Below are 26,190 nucleotides of genomic sequence, written 5' to 3'. Positions count from 1 at the left end.
ATCAGGCCCCCTCTACGTCCGCGAACGACGCCTGGTAGGCGGCGAACTGGGCTCGTTCCTCGTCGACGAGCGCGTGCCCGTCCGCGTACACGTTCTCGAAGACGGCGAAGTTGTCCGGGTCCGGCATGGCTCGGACCACTTCGCGCACTCGCCTGCCCAACGCCTCGGACTCGGCCTCTAGTTCCGCGAAAAATCCCTCGTCCGCGTGGTTTGAGGCCTCCAGGTACCGGCGGAGGCGCAGGATCGGGTCCTTGGCCTCCCAGGCCAGCCGCTCCTCGTCGCCCCGGTAGCGGGAGGGGTCGTCGGAGGTGGTGTGGGCGCCCATGCGGTAGGTGTACGCCTCGACGAGCGTCGGGCCCTCGCCGCTGCGGGCGCGCTCCAGCGCCCACTTGGTGACCGCGAGGCAGGCCAGCACGTCGTTGCCGTCGACGCGGACGCCCGGGAAGCCGTAGCCCTGGGCGCGCTGGTAGAGCGGGACGCGGGTCTGCTTCTCGGTCGGCTCGGAGATCGCCCACTGGTTGTTCTGGCAGAAGAACACCACGGGGGCGTTGTAGACCGCGGAGAAGGTGAACGATTCGGCGACGTCGCCCTGGCTGCTCGCACCGTCGCCGAAGTAGGCGATGACCGCGCTGTCCGCGCCGTCCTTGGCGATGCCCATCGCGTAGCCGGTGGCGTGCAGCGTCTGGGAGCCGATGACGATCGTGTAGAGGTGGAAGTTGTTGCTGTTGGGGTCCCAGCCGCCGTGGTTGACGCCGCGGAACATGCCCAGCAGGTTGGTCGGGTCGACCCCGCGGCACCAGGCGACGCCGTGCTCGCGGTAGGTCGGGAAGACGTAGTCGTCCTCGCGGGTGGCGCGTCCGGAGCCGATCTGGGCGGCCTCCTGGCCGAGCAGGGACGCCCACAGGCCCAGTTCGCCCTGCCGCTGCAGGGCGGTGGCCTCGGCGTCGAAGCGGCGGGTGAGCACCATGTCGCGGTACAGGCCGCGCAGGTCGTCGGGGGTGATCCCGGCGACGTAGGCGTCGTACTCGGCGTTCTTGACCCGCTTGCCCTCGGGGGTCAGCAGCTGCACGAGCTGGGGATCGGTGCTCTTCTTCGTGGTGGTGCGGCTGGTGGTGCGCTTGGTGCCGGTCTTGCTGCCGGTGGTACCGGCCTTGCCTGCGGCGCTGCGTCGCGGGCTGCCCGCGGCACTGCTGTCCACGCTCACGTGTGCTCCTCCGTCGGTCCGGCCCCCGGGGTTGCCGGGTGAACCAGTGCGGCTCACCTGCTTCCGACACCCATGGCACGGGGTGTGTGCCACTCGGCCGGGAACAGGCGTGACAGGTGCCCCGGCGAGCGCCCTGCAACATGCACGTTACCCAGTGCTCCACATTTCTGTGAAACCCCTCCTGACCTGCGATTTTGCTTGGAAATCCAAGTACTTTTTGCTTGGGTTTCCTAGTAAATCGTCGCAGGCCGGAAGGTCGCTGGTCAGAGCCTTGCAGGAGGCCGGAGCAACGGCACGGTATCCCGCCGGGCCACGTCACGGGAAGAGTCCGGGTACGCGCCCGGCGACACCGAGCGCTCCGCCGGGACCATACGCCCCCGCGCGCGCCCCCGGGCCCATCTTTCGTACTTGCGTTCGCCGCAGTCCATCGCGTGACCGAATGCGACCGTCGGCGACTGCCTGTGACAACCCCCAGCTCACAGCCTCGTCCGGTGCCCTAGCATCTGCCGCGTGCCGCGCTTATGTGTACCACCCCCCGTCTCCCACGCGCCCCCTCTGGGCGCCCTGCTCCGGCTGTACGCCGCCGGTTCCGCGCTCGCCTGCGAGCCCGTCGAACAGGGTCTGCTCAACCGCGGCTACCGCCTCTGCACCACCCGCGGCCACTACTTCCTCAAGCACCACTTCGACCCCGACACCGCCGACCCGGCCGCCATCGAGCGCCGTCATCTGGCCACCCAGCGGCTGGCCGCCCTCGGCGTCCCGGTCGCCCCGCCGCTGGCCCGCCGCGACGGCCGTACGGTCGCCGTCGTCGGCGGTCACGCCTACGCGCTGCACCCCTGGATCGACGGCCGGCACCGGCACGGCGGACAGCTCACGCGCGGGGAGTGCGCGCGGCTCGGTGCGCTCCTGGGCGCCGTGCACGCCTGTCTGGAGCGGGTGATGCCCCCCAAGGGGCGCACCCGTCCGGCCACCAGCCCCCATCCCGTGGAGAGCGCCGACCCGGCCGACACCTTCGCCCTCATCGACGACCTGCTCGGCCGGATCAGCGGCCACCACCCCGCCGACGCCTTCGACGAACTCGCCCGCCACCGGCTGCTGGAGCGCCGTGCCCTGCTCGAACAGCACGCCGGCCGGCGTCCGCCGCGCGGTGCCTCGGTGGGCTGGGTGCACGGCGACTTCCACCCGTTCAACCTGCTCTACAAGGGCGACGCCCCGGCCGCGATCGTGGACTGGGACCGGCTGGGCGTGCAGCCCCGCGCGGAGGAGGCCGTACGCGCCGCCGCGATCTTCTTCGTCCGCCCGGCGGGGGCGCTCGATCTACGGAAGGTGCGGGCGTACGCGCGGGCGTATCGGCGCGCGGCCGGGGCCACGCCCTCGGAACTCGCGGCGGCCGTGCACCGGGTGTGGTGGGAACGGCTCAACGACTTCTGGATGCTGCGCTGGCACTACGAGCGCGGCGACACCCGCGCGGACCCCCAGTTCCCGGCCGCCTCGGCGCTCGCCGTGTGGTGGACCAGGGAGTACGACGCGGTGTGCGACGCGTTCGTGACATGACCACGCCGCTTCTCGGACACGCCTCTCAGTTGCCGAAGGGCGTGGCCGTCCTTCAACCGCCGCCCACGCCGGTGCCGGCGATCGAGTTGCCGCCGTCGTCGCCGGTGCCGCCGTCCGTGCCGGTCGTGTCGGACGGCTGCGCGTCCGGGGAGCTCTCGGTGTCGGTCGGCTCCGAGGAGGTCGCGGGGTCGCTCGGCTCGTCGCTCGGCTCGCTGCTCTGCGTCTGGGACTGGGTGTACGACGGGGTCGAGGACGGCGTGTACCCGTTGTCGTTGCCGGTGCCCGAGCCGCTGCTGTCGGTCTCGGTGTCCGTGGCGGTGTCGCTCGCCTCGTCGGAGGGGCTCGCGCTGGGCGTCTCGTCCTTGGTGGTCTGCGAGGTGGTGGGCGACTCGCTGGCGCCCCCGCCGCCGCCGTCGCCACCACCGCCGTTCAGCGCCAGCGCGACGCCCGCCGCGATGGCGATCACCGCGAGGACGGCCAGGATCCACAGTTTGCCGCGGCCGCTGCCCCGGTTGCCGTGGCCCTCGAAACCGCCGTCGTCGCCGCCTCCGTAGCCGGACGGCAGGATCGGCTGCGGGATCTGCGTGGTCCCGGAGGCGGCCGTCGGGTGCTGCATCACGGTCGTACCGGCGAACCCGCCCGCCTGGGCGTTGCGGCCGTCGTGCACGGTGACCGGCCCGGTGTTCCAGGTGCCGGTGTGGGCGCCCTGGTCGTAGAGCATCTGCAGGCCGTACTGGACCAGGCCGCGCATCTCCTCGGCGGTCTGGAAACGGTCGTCGGGCTCCTTGGCGAGCGAGCGCATGACCAGGCCGTCCAGCTCCGGCGGGGCGGCGCCCTCGGAGCTCTGGGACGGCGGCACCGGGATGTCCTGGACGTGCTGGTAGACCACCGACAGCGGGGTCTCACCGATGAACGGGGGCCGCAGCGAGAGGAGTTCGTAGAGCAGGCAGCCGGTGGCGTACAGGTCGGAGCGGTGGTCGACGGCCTTGCCGAGGGCCTGCTCCGGGGAGAGGTACTGGGGCGTGCCCATGACCATGCCGGTCTGCGTCATCGTCGTGGACGCGCCGTGCAGGGCGCGGGCGATGCCGAAGTCCATCACCTTGACCGAACCGGTCTGGGTGATGATCACGTTGGCCGGTTTGATGTCCCGGTGCACGATGCCGTGCTGGTGCGAGTAGGCCAGCGCCTCAAGCACACCGGAGACGATGATGAGGGCCTGCTCGGGGCCCGGCGCCTCCGCGTTGATCAGCAGGTCGCGGATGGTGTGGCCCTCGACCAGCTCCATCACGATGTACGGCACGGACTGGCCGCCGACGACGTCCTCGCCGGAGTCGTACACCGCCACGATCGCATGGTGGTTGAGGCCGGCGACCGACTGTGCCTCGCGGGTGAAACGGGCCTTGGAGACCGGGTCCTCGGCGAGGTCCGCGCGGAGCAGCTTCACGGCCACGGTCCGCCCGAGGCGGACGTCCTCGGCCGCGAACACCTCGGCCATGCCGCCCCGCCCGAGCCGATGGGTCAGCCGGTACCGGCCGTCGCCGACCAGTCCGTGGTTGCCCCACATCTCCGGCGCGTCTGACATGCCGCCGCCAGTCGCCTCGGGGTCGGACGGGCCCTGGGCGCTGTGCGTCTGTGCCATCGGTCCTCGCCGTCGTTTCTGCCCGCGGTGCGCGCGGTGTTGTCACGGTCTCCGTCGGCCACGCTACAGCCTCCGCGCAAGCCCCAGGTCCGGGTTCCGTCCCGTGGACGGACCGGCCATCAAACCCGTACCACGCGCCGGCGTGCAAATTCTGTGTACCGGACGTACGGCCGCTGTAACGCTTCCGCGGCTCTTCCTTCGCGTACGGTCACGGAACGGGCACCGCGCTTGACGTGTCAGTGCCCTCGGGCAGACTTGGCCGGGAACTTTCCCAGGAATGGGACATTCGATCAACAAGGGTGCCTGAGTACCCAACGGGGGACGGGGAAAATGAGCCAGGACGGCGCTCACGGCCGTTATACGGGGCGGGCTCTGGCCGGCGGCCGCTACCAGCTGCGCGACCTGCTCGGCGAGGGCGGCATGGCCTCCGTGCACCTGGCGTACGACGCGGTCCTGGACCGTCAGGTCGCGATCAAGACCCTGCACACCGAACTCGGCCGGGAACAGGCCTTCCGCGAGCGCTTCCGCCGCGAGGCCCAGGCAGTGGCCAAGCTCACGCACACCAACATCGTCTCCGTCTTCGACACCGGCGAGGACGCGCTCGACGGCTCCACGATGCCGTACATCGTCATGGAGTACGTCGAGGGCCGCCCGCTCGGCTCGGTGCTGGAGGAGGACATACGGCAGTACGGCGCCATGCCCGCCGACAAGGCGCTGAAGATCACCGCCGATGTGCTGGCCGCGCTGGAGATCAGCCACGAGATGGGACTGGTCCACCGCGACATCAAGCCCGGCAACGTGATGATGACCAAGCGCGGGGTCGTCAAGGTGATGGACTTCGGCATCGCCCGCGCCATGCAGTCCGGGGTCACCTCGATGACCCAGACCGGCATGGTCGTCGGCACCCCGCAGTACCTCTCCCCCGAACAGGCGCTGGGCCGCGGCGTGGACGCCCGCTCCGACCTCTACTCGGTCGGCATCATGCTGTTCCAGCTGGTCACCGGGCGGCTGCCGTTCGACGCGGACTCGCCGCTGGCGATCGCCTACGCGCATGTCCAGGAGGAGCCGGTCGCCGCCTCCTCGATCAACCGGTCCCTTCCGCCGGCCGTGGACGCGCTGGTCGCCCGCGCGCTGAAGAAGAACCCGAACGAGCGCTTCCCGACCGCCGAGTCCATGCGCGACGAGTGCCTGCGGGTGGCCGCCTCGCTCCAGCCGGCCGCGCCCAGCATCGTCCCGGGCGTCCCGCAGGCGCAGAGCGGCTCGGGCGTCGGCTCCGCGGTGTTCCCGCCGGTCGGCCAGGCCACCCCGGCGCCTCCGGGACCGGTCCGGACGCCGTACCAGCCGACCCCGAACCCGTACGGCACCCCGGCCCCCGCTCCCAGCCCCGCTCCGGCCTACGGCTATCCGCAGCAGGCCGGCTACCAGACGCCGCCCGGATACGCCCAGCCCGCGCCGTCGACCCCGCCGCCGTACACCATCACGCCCACGGCCGCTTCCGCCGCCGTCGGCGGTGGGAAGGGCAGCCGCCCGGTGGTCGTCGGGTCGATCGCGGTGTCGCTGATCGCGGTGGTCGGGCTGGTCGTCGCCCTGGCGCTGAACAACGGCGGCGGGGGCGACGACGACCAGGGGGGCGGCGGCACCGGTTCCGCGAGCGCCTCGGCCTCGCACGCCTCGGGCTACCGCGGGCCGGACACCGCGAAGACCGTCGAGAAGACCGAGTGCACCGAGCCGCAGGAGTCGTACGACGACCCGGACAAGATCCAGGTCCCGAACTTCAAGTTCAAGTACATCAAGTCGGTCAAGGAGTGCTTCCAGGCCGCCGGCTGGCAGATGAAGATCGTCGACGTGGACGAGAACACCTACGGCGACGGCACGGTCATGGAGCAGTTCCCGTCCTCGGGCACGGATGTCGACCCGCAGGACATGCCGACCATCGAGCTCAAGGTGTCGACGGGCAACCCGGCCACCGGCTGAGGCGAGTCGCCCTACGCGCGGCAGCAGTAGTAAGGGCCCGGCGGTCGTCCGCCGGGCCCTTCGCCGTCTCGGGAGATCTAGAGGTACGGCCCGCCGGAGCGGCCGGCCGGGCCCTGCTCGTCGCCCTCGTGGCCGCCGACGCCCGGCGGCAGCGCGCGCCGCATCTGCTCCAGCTGGGCGCGGGCGGCCATCTGCTGGGCGAACAGGGTCGTCTGGATCCCGTGGAAGAGGCCCTCCAGCCACCCCACCAACTGGGCCTGCGCGATGCGCAGCTCCGCGTCGGAGGGGGTCGAGTTCTCGGTGAACGGCAGCGAGAGCCGCTCCAGCTCCTCCACCAGCTCCGGCGCCAGACCGTCCTCCAGCTCCTTCACGGAGCTGGCGTGGATCTCCTTGAGCCGGACCCGGCTGGCCTCGTCGAGGGGAGCCGCGCGCACCTCCTCCAGAAGCTGCTTGATCATGCTGCCGATCCGCATGACCTTGGCGGGCTGCTCCACCATCTCCGTCACCGGGATCTCGCGGGAGTCCTCGTCCCCGTTGCCGCCACCGAGCGCCATTCCGTCCTGGCCCACGACCAGGATCTGCGGATTCTCGGGGGACCGTTCGTTCCTCGGCATCTCCATGCCGCCATTCTCTCGCACCCGTACACCTCACCACCGTGGTGCCCCCCGTTGAGGCTGATCCACCGCCCGGAGCCGCCCCGGACCGGCCGTAGACCCATCGGCCGAATCAGAAATGCCGGGTTCGATGACGAATGTGAGGCTGGAGTACGTCGGCTTGAACGACTGTGCTCCAGGAGGTCACCGACGTGACTCCCGTCCGCCTGCCCGTCCGGCTGCTGCTGGTCCTCGCGGCGGTCCTGCTGCCCTACGGCACGGCCGTCGCGTACGACCCCGAGCCCCTGCCCTCCGACTCCGCCAGCGCCTCGGCCACCCCCGAGCCCTCCCGGGCCGGAACCCTGGCCGGTGAGGGCAGGCTGCGGCCGGGGCGGCCACAGGGACCGGCGGTGAAGGTCGAGGGGCAGGACGCGGACGACGACCCCGACGAGCAGACGGTGACATCGCCGGAACCGGGGCGGACCGGTGACGAGAGCCCGGCCACCTCCTCCCGGCCGCCCGCCCAGGAGGCCGGCCTGGCACCGCCCAGCGCGTCCCCGTCGGCCACCGCCCACCAGGCCGCGGCCCACAGCCAGGAGGACGCCTCCGAGCCCGCACCGCACGTCCTCCCGCTGGGCAGCGGCCTGGTCCTGATCGGCCTGGGCCTCGGCCTCGCCTTCGTGGGCCTGCGGGTCCGGCGGAGCTGACGGGCCCGGCAGGCTCGGCAGGCGCCGACGGGCCCAGCAGACGCTGACGGGCGCGGCAGGTCAGGAGGCGACGAGCAGGACCTTGCCGATGTGCTCGCTGGCCTCCACCGTCCGCTGGGCCTGCGCCGCCTCGGCCATCGGCAGCTCCCGGTCGACGACCGGGCGGACATGGCCCGCGGCGATCAACGGCCACACATGCTCCCGCGCCGCCGCGACGATCGCCGCCTTCTCGGCGAGCGGACGGGCCCGCAGCGAGGTCGCGCTGATCGCGGCCCGCTTGCCGAGCAGCGCGCCGATGTTCAGCTCGCCCTTGACCCCGCCCTGCAACCCGATGATCGCGAGCCGCCCGTTGACGGCGAGGGCCCGCACGTTCCGGTCCAGGTACTTGGCGCCCATGTTGTCGAGGATGACGTCGGCGCCGGCGCCGTCGGTGGCCTGCTTCAGCTCGGCGACGAAGTCCTGCTCGCGGTAGTTGACGAGGATGTCCGCGCCGAGCTCGGCGCAGAAGTCCAGCTTCTCCTTGGTGCCCGCGGTGACCGCGACCCGGGCGCCGACCGCCTTGCCCAGCTGGATCGCCATGGTGCCGATGCCACTGGAGCCGCCGTGCACGAGCAGCGTCTCCCCGGGGCGCAGATGGGAGATCATGAAGACGTTCGACCAGACCGTGCAGACCACCTCGGGCAGCGCGGCGGCCTGCTTGAGGTCCACGCCCTCGGGCACCGGCAGCAGCTGCCCGGCCGGGACCGCGACCTTCTCGGCGTAGCCGCCGCCCGCGAGCAGGGCACACACCTCGTCGCCGACGGACCAGCCGGAGACACCGGAGCCGACCGCGATGATCCGCCCGGAGCACTCCAGACCGGGATAGGGGGACGCGCCCGGCGGCGGGTCGTAGAAGCCCTGCCGTTGCATGATGTCGGCGCGGTTGACCGCACTGGCCACCACCTCGACCAGCACCTCGCCCTCGGCCGGCACCGGATCGGGGACCTCGCCCCACACCAGCGCCTCGGGCCCACCAGGTTCGGGAATCGTGATCGCATGCATACGGCCGACGCTACTCCCTGCCTGTTCAGGCCCGGGGCAGCGGGCGAAGGTCGGGTGCGACGTGGTTTCCCGGGGAGGCTCGCACGATGGTGATCAGGCGGTCCGTGAGCTGGATGGTGCCGAGGGCCGGATCGTCGTAGCCGAGCACCCGATGGCCGCGGATGACGCTGACCACCAGGTCGGACGTCTCGCGGGGGCTCTTGCCGACCTCGGCCTTGACCGCCGGGCGTTCGACCAGGTCCAGGCCGCTGCCCTGCTGGATGAGGTCCTCCATGACCATGCCGGCGGCCGGGCTGAGCACGGACAGGCCCAGCAGGCGCCCGGCCGCGCTGGCGCTGGTGATGACGGCATCGGCGCCGGACTGCTTGAGCAGCGGCGCGTTCTCCTCCTCGCGGACCGCGGCCACGATCTTCGCGCCCTTGTTGAGCTGCCGGGCCGTCAGTGTCACCAGCACGGCCGTGTCGTCGCGCTGGGTGGCGATGATGATCTGCCTGGCCCGCTGGACCTCGGCCCGGGTCAGCACCTCGCTGCGGGTCGCGTCACCTATGACGCCCGCGTACCCGTCGGAGGTGGCCGCCTCGATCACCTTGGAGCTGGGGTCGACCACGACCACCTGCTCCTTCTTCAGCCCGGTGGCACAGACGGTCTGGATCGCCGACCGCCCCTTCGTCCCGAACCCGACGACGACGGTGTGATCGCGCAAGGCGGACCTCCAGCGGTTCAGGCGCCATTCCTCCCGGGTGCGTTCGGTGAGGACCTCGAGCGTGGTGCCGACCAGGATGATCAGGAACAGCACGCGCAGTGGCGTGATGACGAAGATGTTGATGAGCCGGGCGCCGTCACTGACCGGGGTGATGTCGCCGTAGCCGGTGGTGGAGAGGGTGACGGTCGCGTAGTAGAAGGCGTCCAGGAGGTCGACGGACTTGTCCGAGTTGTCGGTGTAGCCCTCGCGGTCGGCGTAGACGATCAACGCGGTGGCGACCAGCACCAGCAGGGCCATGGACAGCCGTTTGGCGACCTGTCGGATCGGGCGCTCCACCACCTTCGTCGGGAGCTTCACCCGATGGGTCACCAGATGTTCGTCGGCCTGGCGGGCGATGGCGTCATGGCCCGGAAGTTTCACGTGAAACACACCCCGATCCCGGCGGACGCCCACGGCAGGTCGAGGAGTTCCGTCTCCTCGCCCTGGTGCGCACCGCCCGGCGGTACGACCGCGAGGGCATCGGCGGCCGCGATCCCGCGGAGCATCGCCGGGCCGTTGTAGTGCAGCGGGACGGCGGCGTCACCGCGCAGGACGACCGGGATGAGCCGGGTGTCGTAGGGGTGCCCGTGTGTCGCTTCCGTCAGCGGCAGGGCGTAGGGCTCGGGGGCCGGGCGGGCGGCGAGCGTACGCAGCAGAGGCTCGGCGAGGGTGAGCAGGCCGGAGACCGCGGCGAGGGGATTGCCGGGAAGGCCGACGAGGTGCTGGTTCGGCTTGGTGCGGGCCAGCAGCATGGGGTGGCCGGGGCGCACCTTGACGCCGTCGACGAGGAGTTCGGCGCCGAGGCGTTCCAGGGTGGGGTGGACATGGTCGACCGGGCCGGAGGCGGTGCCGCCCGTGGTGACGACCAGGTCGGCCGTCGACGAGTTGATCGCCTTGTACAGGGCCTTGGCGTCGTCGCCGAGCCTGCGTACGGCGGTCACCTCGGCGCCGAGCGCGCGCAGCCAGGGCGGCAGCATCGGGCCGAGCGCGTCCCGGATCAGTCCGTCGTGTGGGCGGCCCTCGGTGAGCAACTCGTCCCCCAGGATCAGGACTTCGGCGCGGGAGCGGGGCACGGCGGTGACGGTGTCGTACCCGGCGGCCGCGGCGAGGCCGAGGACGGCCGGGGTGACCAGGGTCCCGAGGGGCAGCAACTGGTCGCCGCTGCGGCACTCCTGGCCACGCGGGCGGATGTCCTGGCCGTGGACGGTCTCACGGGTGGCGTGCAGCCGGCCCTGGGCGTCGGTGCGGCCGTGCTCGCTGCGCAGCACCGCGGTGGTGTCCGCCGGGATCCGGGCGCCGGTGGCGATCCCGACCGCCTCGCCGTCGGTGAGCGGCTCGGGCTGCGCGTGCCCGGCCAGGACGCCCTGCTCGCGTACGTCCCAGGGGCCGGGACCGGCGACCGCCCAGCCGTCCATCGCGGAGGTGTCGAAGGAGGGCAGGTCGGTCAGCGCGTCCAGTGGAGCGGCCAGGACCAGGCCCAGGGCGTCGGCCAGCGGCACGGAGACGGGGGCGCGGCGGACGCCGGACCGGGCGGCACGGGCGGCGATCTCGCGGGCCCGGGGCCAGGGGGTGGCACGGTGGCGGTGGGCCGACGGGGCGCCGGGGGTGTGCTCGCCGTGGGGGTGGCCGCCGCGGGGGTGGCCGCCGTGGGGGGTGGGTGCGGCAGCCCCGCCCTCTCGGGGCTCGCGCGGCTCCCTTGGCTCTCTCACGAGGGCGAGCGCCTCCTCGACGTCGAGATCGTCGTCGGTGTCCCCGACAGGCCCGCCCGCCCGGGTACCGGGGGCGGTCACCGGCCGGGCCCGGGGGCTGGGTCTTCGGAGGCGGGGGTGGCGGGAGCGGGCTGCTCGGAAGCGGACTGCTCGGGGGCGTTCGCCTCCTCAGCCCAGCGCAGGGCCAGCGCGGCGGCCTTGCGGGCGGCTTCGGCGACCGCCTCGGGGCCGCCCTTGGCCTGTGCGGCCGCGTAGCCGACGAGGAACGTGGTCAGCGGGGCGGCCGGGCGGGCCACACCGTGCGCGGCGTCCCTGGCCACGTCGAGCAGCAGGTGGGTGTCGACCTCCAGGTCGATGCCCAGCTCGTCCTTGACTGCGGAGATCCATTCATCCAACACGTGCCCATGCTCCCTGATGCGTGCCCTGGCGTCGGCGATGTCGTCCCAGGTGTCGCAGTCGAAGGACGCGAGCGGGTCCGGGACGCGGGTGAGGTTCAGCGCGGCGGTCAGGCGCCGCAGGGGGAGGCCGGTGAGGCCGTCGCCATTGGCTTCGGCGAGGGCCGACAGCGCGTGACGGAGTGCGGTGGTGCGGTAGGCCGCCACGAGGGGCTGGTCGCGGCCGTCGGCGTCGGTGAGCAGCGCACCGTCCGCGCCGGTCGTGTGCAGGGCCGCCAACAGCCGCTGCACCGTCGCCTCTTCGAGGAACGGGAGGTCCGCGGAGAGTACGACCGCGCGGTCGGCGGTGGTGTGGCGCAGGCCGGCGTCGAGGGCGGCGACCGGGCCACCGCCCGGGGGGTCCTCGCGGGTCCAGTGGACCGGGCGGGAGGTGGGGCGGGGAGTCGCGACGACGACGGTCCGCCGTGCGCGGGCGCAGGCCGCGAGGACGCGGTCGAGCAGGGGGCGTCCGCCGACCCTGACGGACGGCTTGTCGGCCCCGCCGAGGCGCCGTGCGGCGCCGCCGGCCAACACGATCGCGTCGTAGGGCGGGGGGTCGGTGGCGGTCACCTTTCGAGTATGGGGGGCGTTCTGATCACGGGGAACCGATGGGGGGCGTGGGATGTGCAGGGTGTGGTTGCGTGCGCCCCTGGCGGGGCGCTGCGGCTAGAGCGTCCTGAGAAGTACCGTCGGGTTTTCCACGCAGTCGGCCACGTAGCGCAGGAAGCCGCCCGCTGTGCCGCCGTCGCAGACTCGGTGGTCGAAGGTCAGGGAGAGCTGGACGACCTGCCGGACCGCCAACTCGCCTTCGTGCACCCAGGGCTTGGGCACGATGCGGCCCACGCCCAGCATGGCCGCCTCGGGGTGGTTGATGATCGGGGTGGAGCCGTCGACGCCGAAGACGCCGTAGTTGTTCAGGGTGAAGGTGCCGCCGGTGAGGTCCACGGGGGTGAGGGTGCCGGCGTGGGCGGAGTCGGTCAGGCGGGCGAACTCCGCGGTCAGGGACTCGGCGTCACGGCCGTGGGCGTCGCGGACGACGGGGACGACCAGGCCTCGTTCGGTCTGGGCGGCGAAGCCCAGGTGGACGTGGTCGAGCCGGACGATCTCGCGGGCCTCGACGTCGACGTAGGAGTTCAGCTCGGGGTAGCGGGCCAGGGCGGCCGTGCAGATCCGGGCGAGGAGGGCGAGCAGGGAGATCTTCGGGCCCGCCGCCGCGTTCATCGCGGCGCGGGCGCGCATCAGCTCGGTCGCGTCGGCGTCCACCCAGCAGGTCGCGTCGGGGATCTCCCGACGGCTGCGGGAGAGCTTGTCGGCGACCGCGCCCCGGATGCCCTTGAGGGGGGTGCGGGTGCCGACCGCCTTGGGAGCGGTGACGGCAGGGGCGGCGGCGCGGGCCGCGCCGACCCGCAGGGCGTCCTCGACATCGGCGCGCAGGATCAGGCCGTCGGGGCCGGAGCCGGACAGCGCCCGCAGGTCCAGGTCGTTGTCCCGGGCGAGACGGCGGACCAGGGGGGAGATCACCGGGAGGGGGCCTTCGGCGAGCGCGGTGGGCGGTGCGGGCGATTGCGCGCGGGGCGTCGTCTCCGCGACGGCGGTGTGCGGCGCTCGCTCCGGTGCGGTGTTCCGGTCGGCCGTGCCGTTGGCCCGCTCCGGGGCGGAGGCGCGGACTCGGCGGCGGCGCGCCGGGGGCGCCCCCGTGCCGTAGCCCACCAGCACGTTGCCGGAGCCCTCCGCCTCGGGCACCGGGGTGGCCTCGCCGACGGCGACCGTCAGGAGCGGGGCGCCGACGGGCAGTTCGCTGCCCTCCTCGCCGAAGCGGGCGGTGACCACACCGCCGTAGGGGCAGGGCACCTCGACCATCGCCTTGGCCGTCTCGACCTCGACGACCGGCTGGTCGATCGCGACGACCTCGCCGACCTGGACCAGCCAGGTGACGATCACCGCCTCGGTGAGCCCCTCCCCGAGGTCGGGCAGTTTGAACTCCAGCACCTGTGCCATCAGCCCTCGGCCTCCCACTGCAGACGCGCCACCGCGTCCAGGATGCGGTCCACGCCGGGCAGGTGGTGGCGCTCCAGCATCGGCGGCGGATACGGGATGTCGAACCCTGCCACGCGCAGCACCGGCGCCTCCAGATGGTGGAAGCAGCGCTCCGTGACCCGGGCCGCGATCTCCCCTCCCGGTCCGCCGAACCCGCCCGACTCGTGTACGACGACCGCTCGCCCGGTGCGCCGAACCGAGGCGCAGACCGTCTCGTCGTCGAACGGCACCAGGGAGCGCAGGTCGACGACTTCCAGGTCCCAGCCCTCCGCCTGGGCGGCCTCGGCGGCTTCGAGGCAGACCGGTACGGACGGGCCGTAGGTGATGAGCGTGGCGCTGCGCCCGGTTCGGCGCACCACCGCGCGGCCGATGGGTTCAACGTCCGTCGGATGCTCGGGGTTCCAGGAGTCCTTGGACCAGTACAGCCGCTTGGGTTCGAGGAAGACCACCGGGTCGTCGGAGGCGATGGCCTGGCGCAGGAGTCCGTAGGCGTCGGCGACGGTGGCGGGGGTGAGGACGTGCAGGCCGGGGGTGGCCATGTAGTAGGCCTCGGAGGAGTCACTGTGGTGCTCGACGCCGCCGATGCCGCCGCCGTAGGGGATGCGGACGGTGATCGGCAGGGGCATCCGGCCCCGGGTGCGGTTGCGCATCCGGGAGACATGGCTGATGAGCTGCTCGAAGGCGGGGTAGGCGAAGGCGTCGAACTGCATCTCCACGACCGGGCGCAGTCCGTACATCGCCATGCCGACGGCGGTGCCGAGGATGCCGGCCTCGGCGAGGGGGGTGTCGGTGCAGCGGGTCTCGCCGAACTCCTTGGCGAGACCGTCGGTGACCCGGAAGACGCCGCCGAGGGTGCCGACGTCCTCGCCCAGGACGTGCACGGCGGGGTCGGCGGCCATCGCGTCGCGCATCGCGCGGGTGAGCGCCTGCGCCATCGTGGCGGGTTTGACGGCGACGGTCGTCATCAGTGGCCGCCTTCCCGGTGGTCGCCCTGCTCGGCGCCCTGCTCGGCGTCCAGTTCGGCCCGCAGCAGGGCGCGCTGTTCGCGCAGCTGGGAGGTGGTCTCGGCGTACACCTGGTCGAAGAGGTCCATGGGGTCGAGTTCCGGGTCGCGGTTCATGCGCTCACGCAGGTCCGCGGCCATCGTCTCGGCGTCCTCGCGCGCGTGGCGGACGGTGTCCTCGTCGAGCAGCCCGCGGTCGGTCAACTCGCGCTCCAGGAGCAGGATCGGGTCGTGGTCGCGCCAGGCGTCGACCTCGGCGTCGCCGCGGTAGCGGGTGGCGTCGTCGGCGTTGGTGTGGGCCTCGATGCGGTAGGTCACCGCCTCGACCAGGGTGGGGCCGCCGCCCTCGCGGGCGCGTCGAACGGCGTCGGTGAGGACCTGGTGCACGGCGACCGCGTCGTTGCCGTCGACCAGGCGGCCCGGCATGCCGTATCCGACGGCCTTGTGGGCCAGGGAGGGGGCGGCGGTCTGCTTGGCGAGCGGGACGGAGATGGCGAAGCCGTTGTTCTGGACGAGGAAGACGACCGGGGCCTGCCAGACGGCGGCGAAGTTCAGCGCCTCGTGGAAGTCGCCCTCGCTGGTGCCGCCGTCGCCGACCATGGCGAGCGCGACCACGTCGTCGCCCAGGAGGCGGGCCGCGTGGGCGAGGCCGACGGCGTGCGGGAGCTGGGTGGCGAGAGGGGTGGAGAGAGGGGCCACGCGGTGGGCGTGGGGGTCGTAGCCGGTGTGCCAGTCGCCGCGCAGCAGGGTGAGCGCCTCGACGGGGTCCACGCCCCGGGCGACGACGGCGAGGGTGTCGCGGTAGCTGGGGAAGAGCCAGTCGCGCTCTTCGAGGGCGAGCGCGGCGGCGACCTCGCAGGCCTCCTGGCCGGTGCTGGACGGGTAGACGGCGAGGCGGCCCTGTTTGGTGAGGGCGGTCGCCTGGGCGTTGTACCTGCGGCCGCGGACGAGCTGGGCGTACAGCCGGCGCAGCAGCTCGGGGTCGGCCTTGGCGGCCGTCTCCGTTCCGAGGACGCGGTACGGGCGCTCGTCGGGCAGCAGTGGCGCGGGGTCCGTCCGGGGCTGCCAGGCGGGCGGCGGAGAAGGGCGGTATGCGCCCCGCTGCTCCATGACCGTCATGACGGCACCTCCTCATGGGGGTGGCTACGGGAGACGGATCGCCTGTGACCCGTCCCACCTACCGATTGTTCGGTCGTTGGCACATTTTGGCTACAGGCGGCATCAGGCTGTGGACAAACGGTTCTCCACAGCCTGGAATGAACGCAGTACGTCCATGACAGGAAGGCGGGGGGACATGGCACCTGAACAAATGGCCGAAGGCCCGCAGGACCGGGCGGCGCTGCCGCCCGCCCGCCCGCTGGACGCCATTGATCAGGACATCCTCCAGATCCTCCAGGCGGACGGCCGGGCGTCGATACGGTCGGTCGCCGAACGCGTCCATGTCTCGCGCGCCAACGCCTACGCGCGTATCAACCGTCTCATCGAGGACGGGGTGATCCGCGGTTTCGGCGCCCGGGTGGACCATGAGCGGGCAGGCCAGGGCACCTCGGCGTACATCACCCTGAAGATCGTCCAGAACACCTGGCGCACGGTCCGCGAGCAGCTCCGCCAGCTGCCCGGCGCCTCCCACATCGCGCTGGTGGGCGGCGACTTCGACGTCCTGCTCCTGGTGCACACGCCCGACAACCGGGCGCTGCGCGAGCTGGTGCTGACCCGGCTCCAGGCCATCCCCGAGGTGCTCAGCAGCCGTACGCTGCTGGTCTTCGAGGAAGAGGACCTGGAACCGGGCGACAACTGACGTCAGGCCGCGCGCAGGCCGGAGAAGACCAGCCGGACGACCGCGTCGGCGACCTCGCGCTCGCTGGCGCCGCGTCCGTCCGGGCGGTACCACTCCACGATCGAGTTGACCATGCCGAAGACCAGCCGGGTGGCCAGCCGCACCTCGACATCGCCCCGTATGTCGCCCTCGGCGGCGGCCGCCTTCAGCAGGTCGGCCACCCGGTGGTCGAAGTCGCGGCGCCGCTCCAGCGCCCACCGCTCGGTGCCGGTGTTGCCGCGCACCCGCAGCAGCAGCGTCACATAGGGCAGTTCGGTGATCAGCACCTCGACCATGCGCCGTACGACGTGCTCCAGGCGGTCGGCGGCGGGGCCGGTGTGCGCGTGCTCCTCGTCGAGGATCCCGAACAGGCCGTCCAGCGCCCGGCTGACCGCGCGGCGCAGCAGTTCCTCCTTGCCGGCGACGTGGTGGTAGATCGACGACTTGGAGATGCCGGCCGCCTTGGAGAGGTGCTCCATGGAGGTGCCGTCGTAGCCGCGCTCGTTGAAGACCTGTACGGCCACCGAGAGCAGGGTCTCGGGGGTGTAGGTGTCGCGCTTGGCGGTGGTCATGAGGCGCCCTCCCGCTTCTCGGTGGCGTAGGCGTGGCGGTAGAGCGCGAGGGAGGGCGCGTAGCGGCCGCTCGGGTCGCGCAGGTGCAGGTCGTCGAGGAGGTCGTAGGCGAAGTCGCGGCCGAGGCGCCGGCTCCACTCGAAGGGGCCGAGCGGGTAGTTGACGCCCAGCCGCATCGCGGTGTCGATGTCCTCCTCGGTGGCGACGCCCTTGGCGACGGCGTCGTGCGCGAGGTCGACGATCCGGGCGACCGTGCGGGCGACGATCATGCCGGGGACGTCGCCGATGACGCTGACCTGCTTGCCGAGGGCCTGGAAGAGACCGACGGCCTCGCTCAGGGTCTGGGGCAGGGTGTCGTGGCCCGCGGACAGGGCGATGCGGGTGGCGCGGCGGTAGTCGAGGGCGAGGTCGAAGTAGACGACGTCCCGGAACTCGACGGAGGTCTGGCCGTCCGCGAGAACCAGCTGGCCGCCGCTGGGCAGCACCAGGCGAGTGCCGTGGTCCTCGTCCTCCTCGCGGACCTGGATGCCCGCCTCGCGGATCAGCGCGAGCAGCTCGGCGGCCGGGCCCAGGGTGCCCTCGGCGACGACATAGGGCGGCCGGTCGGCCGGCTCGGCGGTGTGCGGCTCGGGGCGCTCCTCGCCGTCCTCGTCCTCGTAGTCGTACCAGCCGTGGCCGGTCTTGCGGCCGAGGCGGCCGGACTCGACGAGCCGGCGCTGGGCCAGGGAGGGCGCGAAGCGGACGTCCTGGAAGAACGCCTGCCACACGGAGTGCGTGACGGACTCGTTGACGTCCTGGCCGATCAGGTCGGTCAGTTCGAAGGCGCCCATCTTGAAGCCGCCGCACTCGCGCAGGACCGCGTCGATGGTGGCCGGGTCGGCGGCCTGCGCCTCGTAGACCGCGAACGCCTCCGCGTAGAAGGGCCGCGCGATGCGGTTGACGATGAAGCCGGGCGTGTCCGCGCAGGCGACCGGCGTCTTGCCCCAGGAGCGGGCGGTCTCGTACGCGCGCGTGGCCGAGGTGACGTCGGTGGCGAACCCGGAGACCACCTCGACCAGCGGCAGCAGCGGGGCCGGGTTGAAGAAGTGCAGGCCCACGAGGCGGGAGGCGGCGCGCAGGCCGCCGCCGATGGCGGTGACCGACAGGGAGGAGGTGTTGGTCGCGAGCAGACAGTCCTCGTCGACGATGTCCTCCAGGGCCCGGAACAGCTGCTGCTTGGCCTCCAGCCGCTCCACGACGGCCTCGACGACCAGCGCGCAGTCCGCGAGCCCGGTGAGCTCCTCGGCGGGCAGCAGCCGCGCGCGGGCCGCGTCCCGGGCCGCGGCCGTCATCCGGCCCTTCTCTACGAGCCGGTCGAGACGGGCGCCGATCGCCGCGGCCGCGTCTTCGGCCCGCCCGGGGACGGTGTCGTACAGCCGTACGGGATGGCCCGCCACGAGTGCGACCTGGGCGATGCCCTGGCCCATGGTGCCGGTGCCGACGACGCCCACGGGGCTGCTGAGGTCGAGTGCTGTCATGTGCGCGATCCTCCCGCACGGGGTTTTCCACAGATGCGGCAGGCCCCCTTGTCCCGACCGATCGTTCGGTTACTCTAACTCTGTCCGGCCGTTTCCGCCCAGGTCATGAGCTCGAAGGGGAGCTCATCAGACGAGGAGTTGGTCCCGCATGACCGCCGAACTCACCGTGCACGAGCTGATCGCCACGCACCGGCCCACGCTTGACCAGGCGCTGGAGGCGATCCGCACGCGCGCGTACTGGTCCCCCCACCCCGAGCACCCCAAGGCCTACGGCGAGCACGGCAGCCTGGACGCGGCGGCCGGCAAGGCCGCCTTCGACGCCCTTCTCGGCAGCCGCCTCGACCTCGGCCAGCCCGGCACCGACGACTGGGTCGGCGGCGAGCTCTCGCCGTACGGCATCGAGCTGGGCGTGACCTACCCGCACGCCGACGTCGACACACTGCTGCCGGCCATGAAGGCGGGGCAGCGCGCGTGGCGCGACGCGGGCGCGGAGGCGCGCGCGGTGGTGTGCCTGGAGATCCTCAAGCGGATCAGCGACCGCACGCACGAGTTCGCGCACGCGGTCATGCACACCAGCGGCCAGGCGTTCATGATGGCGTTCCAGGCGGGCGGCCCGCACGCCCAGGACCGCGGTCTGGAAGCGGTGGCGTACGCCTACGTGGAGCAGGTCCGCACCCCCGACACGGCCGAGTGGACCAAGCCGCAGGGCAAGCGCGACCCGCTCGCGCTGACCAAGGCCTTCAAGCCGGTCCCGCGCGGCATCGCGCTGGTCATCGGCTGCAACACGTTCCCCACGTGGAACGGCTACCCGGGCCTGTTCGCCTCCCTCGCCACCGGAAACGCGGTCCTGGTCAAGCCGCACCCGCGCGCGGTGCTCCCGCTCGCCCTCACCGTGCAGGTGGCCCGCCAGGTCCTCGCCGAGGCCGGCTTCGACCCGAACCTGGTGGCGCTGACGGCGGAGCGGCCCGGCGAGGGCATCGCCAAGACGCTGGCGACCCGCCCCGAGATCAGGATCATCGACTACACCGGCTCCACCGCCTTCGGCGACTGGCTGGAGGCCAACGCCCGGCAGGCGCAGGTCTACACGGAGAAGGCCGGCGTCAACACGGTGCTGGTCGAGTCGACCGACAACTACCAGGGCATGCTCTCCAACCTGGCCTTCTCGCTGTCCCTGTACAGCGGCCAGATGTGCACCACCCCGCAGAACCTGCTGATCCCCCGCGACGGCATCCGCACGGAGGAGGGCCCGCGGTCGTACGACGAGGTGGTCGCCGACCTCGCCCGCGCGGTCGACGGTCTGCTCGGCGACGACGCCCGCGCTAACGCGCTCCTCGGCGCGATCGTCAACCCCGACGTCAAGGCCCGCCTGGAGGCCGCCGCCGGGCTCGGCGAGGTCGCCCTCGCCTCCCGGGAGATCGCCAACCCGGAGTTCCCGGACGCGGTCGTCCGGACCCCGGTGATCGTCAAGCTGGACGGGGCCAAGCCGGACGACGAGGCCGCGTACATGAGCGAGTGCTTCGGCCCGGTCTCCTTCGCCGTCGCCGTCGACTCGGCCGCCGACGCCACGGAGCTGCTGCGGCGGACGGTGCGGGACAAGGGCGCGATGACCGTCGGGGCGTACACGGTCGACGCCGACGTGGAGCGGGCCGTCGAGGAGGTCTGCCTGGAGGAGGCGGCGCAGCTGTCGCTGAACCTGGTGGGCGGGGTGTACGTCAACCAGACGGCGGCCTTCTCCGACTTCCACGGGTCGGGCGGCAACCCGGCGGCGAACGCCGCGCTGTGCGACGGGGCGTTCGTGGCGAACCGGTTCCGGGTGATCGAGGTGCGCAGGGAGGCGTAGCCGTTGGGGGTGGCTGGTCGCCGTGGGGAGCTGCGGGTCCGTCGTGGCTGGTCGCGCCCCCGCGGCGGCAGCCGCATGTCAATGACAGCCCCGCGCCCCTACGGGGCGCTCCAGTGGTACAGCGTCATCGCCACGCTCGTCGCCAGGTTGTAGCTGCTCACCTGGGGGCGCATCGGCAGCCGGAGGAGATGGTCGGCACGCGCGCGTAGGTCTGGAGAGAGGCCCGTGCGTTCCGAGCCGAAGGCGAGGACGGCGTCGTCCGGGAGCTTGGTGCCGCGGATGTCCTCGCCCTCCGGGTCCAGGGCGTAGACGGGGCCCGGCGGCAGCTCCGCCACCGTCAGGCGCTCCACCGCCGTGGCGAAGTGGAGGCCCGCGCCGCCTCGTACGACCGTGGGGTGCCAGGGGTCGAGCGTGCCGGTGGTGATGACTCCCGTCGTTCCGAAGCCCGCCGCCAGGCGGATCACGGCGCCCGCGTTGCCGAGGTTTCGGGGTTCGTCGAGGACGACGATCGGGGCGGTGCGCGGGAGGTGGGCCAAGGCTTGGAGGTTGGCCTCGCGGGACGGTCGTACGGCCAGGGCGGCCACGGCCGTGGGGTGGGGCCGGGGGACGAGGGACGCGTAGGTCTCCGGCTGCACCTCCGTCAGCAGCGCGGCCAGCGCCTCCCGTACGTCCGGCGCCAGTTCGTCGGCCAGGGCCAGCGTCGCCGCGCGGTCCGTGGTGACCGCCACCGGCACCTCCGCGCCGAAGCGCAGGGCGTGCTTGAGGGCGTGGAAGCCGTCGAGCAGGACGGCGGAGCCGGCCCGCCGCGCCCAGTGGTCCAGGGGGTCGGTCATGCCCCGAAGCCTACGCGGGGCTGTTCGTCGGCCTCGGGGGAGCGCGGCACGGGCAGCGGCGGGTCGTCGCGGCGCAGGACACGGTCGCGTGCGCGGGCCGCCCAGCCGCCGAGCCGGTGCAGGAACGAGGTGGGCAGGAAGACCGAGTCCGCCGTGATCATGGCGAGGGAGAAGAAGGGCAGGCCGAGGACGATCGCGATCACCGCGTGCTCGGTCATCATCGCGGCCAGCAGCACGTTCTTGACCCGCCGGTTGAACAGCGTGAACGGGAAGGCGACCTGCACGATGACCGTCCCGTAGGTCACCAGCATCACCAGGGTGCCGTTGGCGGACAGCAGGTCGGCGAGGGCCGGCCAGGGCGAGAAGTAGTCCAGGTGGAGCGGGTAGTAGACGGCGGTGCCGTCCTGCCAGCGGGAGCCCTGGATCTTGTACCAGCCGGCGGTGGCGTAGATCAGGCAGGCCTCGGCCATGATCACGAACAGGGCGCCGTTGTGCAGGATGTTCGCGATGACGTCCAGCAGGATCCGGGGTTCGGCCGTGCGTGCCCGGCGACCCACCGCCCACCACAGGGCGACACCCGCCCAGGTCGCCCAGAGCAGGGCCGGGATCAGCCAGCCGCCGCCGCTGCGGCCGGTGAGGGCCGCCACGGTCAGCACCAGTCCGGACACCGCCCACAGCGCGGGGCCGGCCCGGTCGGGGGCCACCGGCTCGCCACGCGCGCGTGCCGCGTTCGCGCGGGCCGCCCGGCGCGCGTCCAGGGACCACACCTGGCCGCAGCGGGTGAACACCAGGTAGATGGACATCAGGTGCAGCACGTTGTCGCCGCCGTCGCCCATGAAGACGCTGCGGTTCTGCAGGGACAGCACCCCGACCATGAACATCAGGGACGTGGCGCGGGTGCGCCAGCCCACCAGCAGCAGCGCGCTGGACAGGACGGCCAGGAAGTAGAAGACCTCGAAGAACGCCTGGCTGTCGGAGGACATCAGCGCCGTGAAGGCGTGGTTGTCCGATGTCAGCTGCTGGGCGAGGTCGAAGCTCCAGGTGCCGTCGGGGCCGTACATCTCCTGGCGGTGCGGGTACTCACGCAGCAGGAACAGCAGCCAGGTGGCGGCGAAGCCGATGCGCACGACGGCCGTCTGGTACGGGCCGAGCGCCGACCCCGTGACCCGGGCGATGGCGCGGGACACGCACAGGGCGAAACGGCTCACCGCACACCCCCGTTCGCCTCGTCCGCGGTGACCGTCCACCAGGGCAGCACCCGGTAGACGGGGACGTCGGAGACCTTCTCACCGCTCCAGTCCGGCGGGGGCACGTTGGTGGTGCTGGAGCGCACCTGGACGCGTTCGATGGTGCCCTTCTCACTGGTCGCGTCCTGCCGGTACATGCGCATCACGACGATCCGGCGCAGGTACTGCTCGGACAGGGAGCCGCGCAGGCCCATCGGACGGTTGTCGGTGCCGTGGGTGCTGACGAAGAAGTCCCAGGCCCGGCGGAGCTCGTTCTGCACGGTGTGGCTCGGCAGCAGACTGCCGTCGATGGCCTTGCCGTCCTGGACCGACAGGTCGTTCCAGCCGGTGGTGGTCGTGGTGCCGTCCTGCATCACCACGTCGGCGCGCACCTGCACGGCGATGTTCTGCTGCAGGGGGTTGGGCGCGAAGAGCTTCCAGTTCTGCTCGAACTCCGGGTACACCCACTCCTCGATCGCCTTGCCGTGCTGCTTCGTCACGGTGTTCGCCGGCGCGACGCTCAGGAACACCATCCCGAGGTGGACACAGGCGGCGACCGCGACCAGGGCCAGGGCGAGGGCCGCGCCGACCTGGTAGCGAGGGGAGAGGGCGGCGACGCCGGTACGGGGGACGGGTGGCGGTGGGCCGTCGGGCTCGCCGAGGCCAGGGGGGTCAACGGGGTCAGCGGGGTGGTCCGGACGCGTCCCGACCGGGCCCTGCGGCCCCTGCCGGGCGTCCGAGTCCCCGTCGTACGCGTCCATGCCGCCCCGTTCCCCGATTCCGCCAGGTCGTCCGGTCCGCCGATCCGGGACCGCCCGGTGTGCCGCTGCCCGGCACTCGCACGGAACGGTACTCAGCACCGGCCGTCGAGCGCAGCCCCGTGGCGGAGCCCGAGAACGTGGCCATCACCACTCCGGCCGGTGCCGGCGGCCCTCCCGGTCCGGGGCGCCGGAGCCCTCCGGCCGAGGTCGGCGCAGGTCGTACGGCCTTCGGGCGGGGTCCGCCGGGCCCGCATCGCGAGTTGTCCACAGGCCGCGGCAGAGGTTTTCCACAGCGGTTGATCCGCCGCCCCGGCCCGGCGACCATGGAATCACACAAACCGAACGATCGGTTGAGAGGGGCGGTGTAGGTGACGGAGTCCGAGATCAGAGGGATCGCGTGGGGCCGCCGCGGGCGGAGCGGTCGCGGGCGAAGAGGGGGAGCCGGGCTCGGCCGCTGAGCCGGCGCGGGTCTCCCCCTCCCCGGGGTCAGGCGCCCGCGGCCCGGGCGCCGAGCATGCGCAGGACGGCGTCCGAGCGCTCCAGGAGGTTGTTGCGGACCACGGGGGCCACGTCCTGGGCCGCCCGCCGGGCCTCCTCGACGAACTCGGGCCCGATCCCGTACGGCGGGAAGAGCTGGGAGGTGTACACCATCGCCGGGATCATGCCGCCCTGCTCCAGCTGGGGAATCGCGTCCAGGTAGCGCTGGGCGTAGGGGGCCAGCAGGGCGTCCTGGCCGGGGCGCCAGAAGGCGGCCGCCACCGGGCCGACCGACTGGACGGGCACCGTGCGGTCCACGACCAGCCGCTGCCAGGTCTCCGCCTTCGCCTCCGGATCGGGCAGGGCGGCCCGGACGGTGAGGGCGCGGACCCAGGCGTCGGGGTCGGGGTCGCGGTCGAGCAGGGCGGCGGACTCGGCGGTGACGTCGGCGCCGAGTTCGGCCTCGCGGGTCAGCGCGCGCCAGCGCAGGTCGACGTCGTCGCCGGCCTGCTCGCGCAGCCAGGCGAGGTCCTCGGCGCCGGTCGCGGTGCGGGCGAGGCCGCGCAGGGCGACCTGGCGGCGGCCCGGGTCGGCGGCGAGCCGGCGGCAGACGGCGGCCACGGCCTCGGTCAGCGCGGGGCGCTCGGCGGCCGGGGCCCAGAGTTCGGCGATGTTGGTGACAAGGGTCAGGTAGGGCTCGATCACGGCGTCGGACGTCTCGGCCGCCAGGAGTTCGGTGAGGCTCCGTCCGGCCTCGGCAGCCGTGGCCTCGCCCGCCGTGAGCATGTCCCAGACGGTGGCGGCGGCCACGCCCCGGGAGATGGCGGTGGGCAGCAGGGACGCCGTGCGGAAGAGGGTGTCCCGGGTGGCGGGGTCCGGGCGGGTCGTGGCGAAGGTGAGGTCGTCGTCGTTGATCAGAAGGAGGTCGGCAGTGGCGGGAAGGCCGGTGACCGGGGTGCGGGGTTCGGTCACCTCGACGCGGACCAGGGCGGTGCGTTCCAGGGCGTCGCCGGCGCGGTCGTACGCGCCGACGGCCAGGACCTGCGGGCGCGGGGTGCCGTCGGCGACCAGGGTCACGGTGTCGCCGTCCTGCTCCAGGGTGAAGCGGTCGGTGCCGGCGGTCTCCAGCCAGGCCTTGCGCCAGGTGGCCAGGTCGCGGTCGCCGGCCTCGGCGAGGGCGTCGGTCAGGTCCTGGAGGGTGGTGGTGCCCCAGGCGTGGCGGGCGAAGTAGGCGGCCATGCCGGTCCGGAAACGGTCCTCGCCCACATAGGTCATGAGCTGCTGGAGGACGGAGGCGCCCTTGGGGTAGGTGATGTTGTCGAAGATCGACGCGGCCTGGGCCACGTCGTGGATGGGCTGGTGGATCGGGTGCGAGACCGGGCCCTGGTCGGAGAGGTAGGCCTTGAGCTTGCCGCCCGCGAGATGGCTCGCCCAGGCGTCGGTGTAGCGGGTGGCGTCCTCGGCGGCCCAGTGGCAGGCGAACTCCGCGAAGGCCTCGTTCAGCCAGAGGTCGTCCCACCAGCGCATGGTGACGATGTTGCCGAACCACATGTGCGCCATCTCGTGCAGCAGCACCAGCGCGAGCAGCTCACGCTCGGCGTGGGTCGGCGTGGCCCGCCGCAGGAACCCGTCCGACCAGGTCACACAGCCGTAGTTCTCCATCGCGCCGCCGAACTCCGGCATGAACACCTGGTCGTACCTGCGCTGCGGGAACGGCATCGCGAAGGCCTCGGCGAAGAAGGCGAGGCCCTGGGAGGTGAGGGTGAAGATCTCGTCGGCGTCGCGTTCCAGGATCTCGGCGAGCGAGCGACGGGCGTAGATGCCGAGGTCGTGGCCGTCGGTCTCGCGGCGGATCTCGTGGAAGGGGCCCGCGTTGACGACCGTGTTGTACACGGACAGCGGCGGGGTGTCCGGGAAGGCCCAGCGGCGGGCGGCGCCCTGCTCCTCGACGCGGGCGTCACCGGAGTTGCTGAGGACGGTCCAGGCGGCCGGGGCGGTGACGGTGAAGGCGTGCGACGCCTTGAGGTCGGGCTGGTCGAAGCAGGCCCAGACGAAGCGGGCCTCGTCGGGTTCGAAGCTGGTCCAGACGTACACCTCGCCGTCGGCGGGGTCGACGGCCTTGTGCACGCCCTCGCCGGTGGCGGTGTCGGCCTGGACGCTCTCGACGCGCAGCACGTTGTGCGCGGCCAGGCCGGGCAGCGGGATCCGGCCGTCGTCGGAGGGGGTGAGGGGGGTGCCGTTCAGGGTGGCGGCGCGGACCTCGGCCGCGCAGTCGACGAAGGTCTCCGCACCCGGCTCCCGGCAGGTGAAGGTCACCGTGGAGACACAGCGGACCTCCGGTCCCCCGGGCAGGGCGGTGAGGTCGATGTCCACGTCGTACCGCTCGACCGCGATCAGTGCGGACCGGCGTTCGGCTTCCGTGCGGGTCAGGCTTCGGATCCCCATGTGTCCTCCCTCGTGTGTCCGTCCCCCATCGGCAGACAGCGGGCGTCAGCCTACGACGGAAAGAGC

Annotated in this window: 21 protein-coding genes; 5 read left to right on the top strand and 16 right to left on the bottom strand. The window is 72.6% G+C overall.

Features of this window, described 5'->3' with window-relative positions:
• Nucleotide 1: 1 nt before the first annotated feature.
• Nucleotides 2-1,204 carry a pyruvate dehydrogenase (acetyl-transferring) E1 component subunit alpha gene (gene pdhA / locus ACIPSJ_RS17540; RefSeq protein WP_401346644.1) on the bottom strand — a complete coding sequence of 401 codons (1,203 nt, stop codon included), beginning with the start codon at nucleotides 1,202-1,204 and terminating at the stop codon, nucleotides 2-4.
• 510 nt (nucleotides 1,205-1,714) lie between these two features.
• On the opposite strand from pdhA (ACIPSJ_RS17540), the gene ACIPSJ_RS17535 reads away from it, so the two are divergent.
• Nucleotides 1,715-2,758, top strand: coding sequence for a phosphotransferase (locus ACIPSJ_RS17535; protein WP_401346642.1), 1,044 nt, complete (start codon nucleotides 1,715-1,717; stop codon nucleotides 2,756-2,758).
• 52 nt (nucleotides 2,759-2,810) lie between these two features.
• On the opposite strand, the gene ACIPSJ_RS17530 is transcribed toward ACIPSJ_RS17535, so the two are convergent.
• The gene (locus ACIPSJ_RS17530; protein ID WP_401346639.1) at nucleotides 2,811-4,397 is read right to left on the bottom strand and encodes a protein kinase; all 1,587 of its coding nucleotides are present in this window, start codon (nucleotides 4,395-4,397) and stop codon (nucleotides 2,811-2,813) included.
• Between the two features lie 330 nt (nucleotides 4,398-4,727).
• On the opposite strand from ACIPSJ_RS17530, the gene ACIPSJ_RS17525 reads away from it, so the two are divergent.
• A complete protein-coding gene (locus ACIPSJ_RS17525; RefSeq protein WP_401346637.1) occupies nucleotides 4,728-6,371 on the top strand; it encodes a protein kinase in 1,644 nt (547 codons plus the stop codon).
• Between the two features lie 77 nt (nucleotides 6,372-6,448).
• Here ACIPSJ_RS17525 and ACIPSJ_RS17520 read toward each other — a convergent pair whose 3' ends face one another.
• The gene (locus ACIPSJ_RS17520) at nucleotides 6,449-6,991 is read right to left on the bottom strand and encodes a bacterial proteasome activator family protein (RefSeq protein ID WP_355714143.1); all 543 of its coding nucleotides are present in this window, start codon (nucleotides 6,989-6,991) and stop codon (nucleotides 6,449-6,451) included.
• 185 nt (nucleotides 6,992-7,176) lie between these two features.
• Here ACIPSJ_RS17520 and ACIPSJ_RS17515 point away from each other — a divergent pair, with 185 nt between their 5' ends.
• Nucleotides 7,177-7,671, top strand: coding sequence for a hypothetical protein (locus ACIPSJ_RS17515; protein WP_401346635.1), 495 nt, complete (start codon nucleotides 7,177-7,179; stop codon nucleotides 7,669-7,671).
• A gap of 60 nt (nucleotides 7,672-7,731) precedes the next feature.
• Here the strand turns inward: ACIPSJ_RS17515 and ACIPSJ_RS17510 are convergent, their stop codons facing one another.
• From ACIPSJ_RS17510 to pdhA (ACIPSJ_RS17480), 7 genes are all read right to left on the bottom strand, one after another.
• Nucleotides 7,732-8,712 (bottom strand): NAD(P)H-quinone oxidoreductase, encoded by a 981-nt coding sequence (locus tag ACIPSJ_RS17510; protein WP_401346633.1) that lies wholly within the window; start codon nucleotides 8,710-8,712, stop codon nucleotides 7,732-7,734.
• 25 nt (nucleotides 8,713-8,737) lie between these two features.
• Nucleotides 8,738-9,835 carry a potassium channel family protein gene (locus ACIPSJ_RS17505; RefSeq protein ID WP_355714151.1) on the bottom strand — a complete coding sequence of 366 codons (1,098 nt, stop codon included), beginning with the start codon at nucleotides 9,833-9,835 and terminating at the stop codon, nucleotides 8,738-8,740.
• Entirely contained in the window at nucleotides 9,832-11,244 is a 1,413-nt protein-coding gene (locus tag ACIPSJ_RS17500) for a molybdopterin molybdotransferase MoeA (protein WP_401346631.1), read from the bottom strand. The genes ACIPSJ_RS17505 and ACIPSJ_RS17500 overlap by 4 nt, the downstream gene beginning before the upstream one ends.
• The gene (locus ACIPSJ_RS17495) at nucleotides 11,241-12,167 is read right to left on the bottom strand and encodes an NTP transferase domain-containing protein (RefSeq protein ID WP_401346628.1); all 927 of its coding nucleotides are present in this window, start codon (nucleotides 12,165-12,167) and stop codon (nucleotides 11,241-11,243) included. The genes ACIPSJ_RS17500 and ACIPSJ_RS17495 overlap by 4 nt, the downstream gene beginning before the upstream one ends.
• A gap of 96 nt (nucleotides 12,168-12,263) precedes the next feature.
• Nucleotides 12,264-13,595, bottom strand: coding sequence for a dihydrolipoamide acetyltransferase family protein (locus ACIPSJ_RS17490; protein ID WP_401346626.1), 1,332 nt, complete (start codon nucleotides 13,593-13,595; stop codon nucleotides 12,264-12,266).
• Nucleotides 13,595-14,599, bottom strand: coding sequence for an alpha-ketoacid dehydrogenase subunit beta (locus ACIPSJ_RS17485; protein WP_359211407.1), 1,005 nt, complete (start codon nucleotides 14,597-14,599; stop codon nucleotides 13,595-13,597). Before ACIPSJ_RS17485 ends, ACIPSJ_RS17490 begins: the two co-directional genes overlap by 1 nt.
• A complete protein-coding gene (gene pdhA / locus ACIPSJ_RS17480) occupies nucleotides 14,599-15,756 on the bottom strand; it encodes a pyruvate dehydrogenase (acetyl-transferring) E1 component subunit alpha (protein ID WP_401346624.1) in 1,158 nt (385 codons plus the stop codon). Before pdhA (ACIPSJ_RS17480) ends, ACIPSJ_RS17485 begins: the two co-directional genes overlap by 1 nt.
• A 175-nt stretch (nucleotides 15,757-15,931) precedes the next feature.
• On the opposite strand from pdhA (ACIPSJ_RS17480), the gene ACIPSJ_RS17475 reads away from it, so the two are divergent.
• Nucleotides 15,932-16,435: a winged helix-turn-helix transcriptional regulator gene (locus ACIPSJ_RS17475; RefSeq protein ID WP_390971779.1), complete on the top strand. Its 504-nt coding sequence runs from the start codon at nucleotides 15,932-15,934 to the stop codon at nucleotides 16,433-16,435.
• A gap of 2 nt (nucleotides 16,436-16,437) precedes the next feature.
• On the opposite strand, the gene ACIPSJ_RS17470 is transcribed toward ACIPSJ_RS17475, so the two are convergent.
• On the bottom strand, nucleotides 16,438-17,025 hold the full coding sequence (locus tag ACIPSJ_RS17470) for a TetR/AcrR family transcriptional regulator (protein WP_401346622.1): 588 nt from the start codon (nucleotides 17,023-17,025) through the stop codon (nucleotides 16,438-16,440).
• Nucleotides 17,022-18,542 carry a 3-hydroxyacyl-CoA dehydrogenase gene (locus tag ACIPSJ_RS17465; RefSeq protein WP_401346619.1) on the bottom strand — a complete coding sequence of 507 codons (1,521 nt, stop codon included), beginning with the start codon at nucleotides 18,540-18,542 and terminating at the stop codon, nucleotides 17,022-17,024. The genes ACIPSJ_RS17470 and ACIPSJ_RS17465 overlap by 4 nt, the downstream gene beginning before the upstream one ends.
• Before the next feature lie 148 nt (nucleotides 18,543-18,690).
• On the opposite strand from ACIPSJ_RS17465, the gene paaN reads away from it, so the two are divergent.
• Complete coding sequence (gene paaN / locus ACIPSJ_RS17460) at nucleotides 18,691-20,382, top strand: phenylacetic acid degradation protein PaaN (protein ID WP_401346617.1); 1,692 nt, start codon at nucleotides 18,691-18,693, stop codon at nucleotides 20,380-20,382.
• A gap of 98 nt (nucleotides 20,383-20,480) precedes the next feature.
• Here paaN and ACIPSJ_RS17455 read toward each other — a convergent pair whose 3' ends face one another.
• The 4 genes from ACIPSJ_RS17455 to pepN form a co-directional block, all read right to left on the bottom strand.
• Entirely contained in the window at nucleotides 20,481-21,215 is a 735-nt protein-coding gene (locus ACIPSJ_RS17455; RefSeq protein ID WP_401346614.1) for a TrmH family RNA methyltransferase, read from the bottom strand.
• The gene (locus ACIPSJ_RS17450; protein ID WP_359211425.1) at nucleotides 21,212-22,423 is read right to left on the bottom strand and encodes an HTTM domain-containing protein; all 1,212 of its coding nucleotides are present in this window, start codon (nucleotides 22,421-22,423) and stop codon (nucleotides 21,212-21,214) included. Before ACIPSJ_RS17450 ends, ACIPSJ_RS17455 begins: the two co-directional genes overlap by 4 nt.
• The gene (locus ACIPSJ_RS17445; protein WP_401346611.1) at nucleotides 22,420-23,202 is read right to left on the bottom strand and encodes a DUF5819 family protein; all 783 of its coding nucleotides are present in this window, start codon (nucleotides 23,200-23,202) and stop codon (nucleotides 22,420-22,422) included. Before ACIPSJ_RS17445 ends, ACIPSJ_RS17450 begins: the two co-directional genes overlap by 4 nt.
• Before the next feature lie 486 nt (nucleotides 23,203-23,688).
• Complete coding sequence (gene pepN, locus ACIPSJ_RS17440) at nucleotides 23,689-26,124, bottom strand: aminopeptidase N (protein ID WP_401346608.1); 2,436 nt, start codon at nucleotides 26,122-26,124, stop codon at nucleotides 23,689-23,691.
• Between the last annotated feature and the right edge of the window lie 66 nt (nucleotides 26,125-26,190).

Origin of the sequence: Streptomyces sp. NPDC090088 (assembly GCF_044747345.1) — a bacterium.
In the GTDB taxonomy this organism is placed as follows: domain Bacteria; phylum Actinomycetota; class Actinomycetes; order Streptomycetales; family Streptomycetaceae; genus Streptomyces.
The sequence above is the reverse complement of the archived record's forward strand: the minus strand, read 5'-3'. Positions and strand labels throughout refer to the sequence as shown.

Excerpts from the sequence above, each read along its gene's own strand:
- ACIPSJ_RS17530 (WP_401346639.1), bottom strand. The coding sequence starts at position 4,397 with ATGGCACAGACGCACAGCGCCCAGGGCCCGTCCGACCCCGAGGCGACT.
- ACIPSJ_RS17525 (WP_401346637.1), top strand. The coding sequence starts at position 4,728 with ATGAGCCAGGACGGCGCTCACGGCCGTTATACGGGGCGGGCTCTGGCC.
- ACIPSJ_RS17520 (WP_355714143.1), bottom strand. The coding sequence starts at position 6,991 with ATGGAGATGCCGAGGAACGAACGGTCCCCCGAGAATCCGCAGATCCTG.
- ACIPSJ_RS17510 (WP_401346633.1), bottom strand. The coding sequence starts at position 8,712 with ATGCATGCGATCACGATTCCCGAACCTGGTGGGCCCGAGGCGCTGGTG.
- ACIPSJ_RS17490 (WP_401346626.1), bottom strand. The coding sequence starts at position 13,595 with ATGGCACAGGTGCTGGAGTTCAAACTGCCCGACCTCGGGGAGGGGCTC.
- ACIPSJ_RS17485 (WP_359211407.1), bottom strand. The coding sequence starts at position 14,599 with ATGACGACCGTCGCCGTCAAACCCGCCACGATGGCGCAGGCGCTCACC.
- pdhA (WP_401346624.1), bottom strand. The coding sequence starts at position 15,756 with ATGACGGTCATGGAGCAGCGGGGCGCATACCGCCCTTCTCCGCCGCCC.
- ACIPSJ_RS17475 (WP_390971779.1), top strand. The coding sequence starts at position 15,932 with ATGGCACCTGAACAAATGGCCGAAGGCCCGCAGGACCGGGCGGCGCTG.
- ACIPSJ_RS17470 (WP_401346622.1), bottom strand. The coding sequence starts at position 17,025 with ATGACCACCGCCAAGCGCGACACCTACACCCCCGAGACCCTGCTCTCG.
- ACIPSJ_RS17465 (WP_401346619.1), bottom strand. The coding sequence starts at position 18,542 with ATGACAGCACTCGACCTCAGCAGCCCCGTGGGCGTCGTCGGCACCGGC.
- paaN (WP_401346617.1), top strand. The coding sequence starts at position 18,691 with ATGACCGCCGAACTCACCGTGCACGAGCTGATCGCCACGCACCGGCCC.
- ACIPSJ_RS17455 (WP_401346614.1), bottom strand. The coding sequence starts at position 21,215 with ATGACCGACCCCCTGGACCACTGGGCGCGGCGGGCCGGCTCCGCCGTC.
- ACIPSJ_RS17445 (WP_401346611.1), bottom strand. The coding sequence starts at position 23,202 with ATGGACGCGTACGACGGGGACTCGGACGCCCGGCAGGGGCCGCAGGGC.
- pepN (WP_401346608.1), bottom strand. The coding sequence starts at position 26,124 with ATGGGGATCCGAAGCCTGACCCGCACGGAAGCCGAACGCCGGTCCGCA.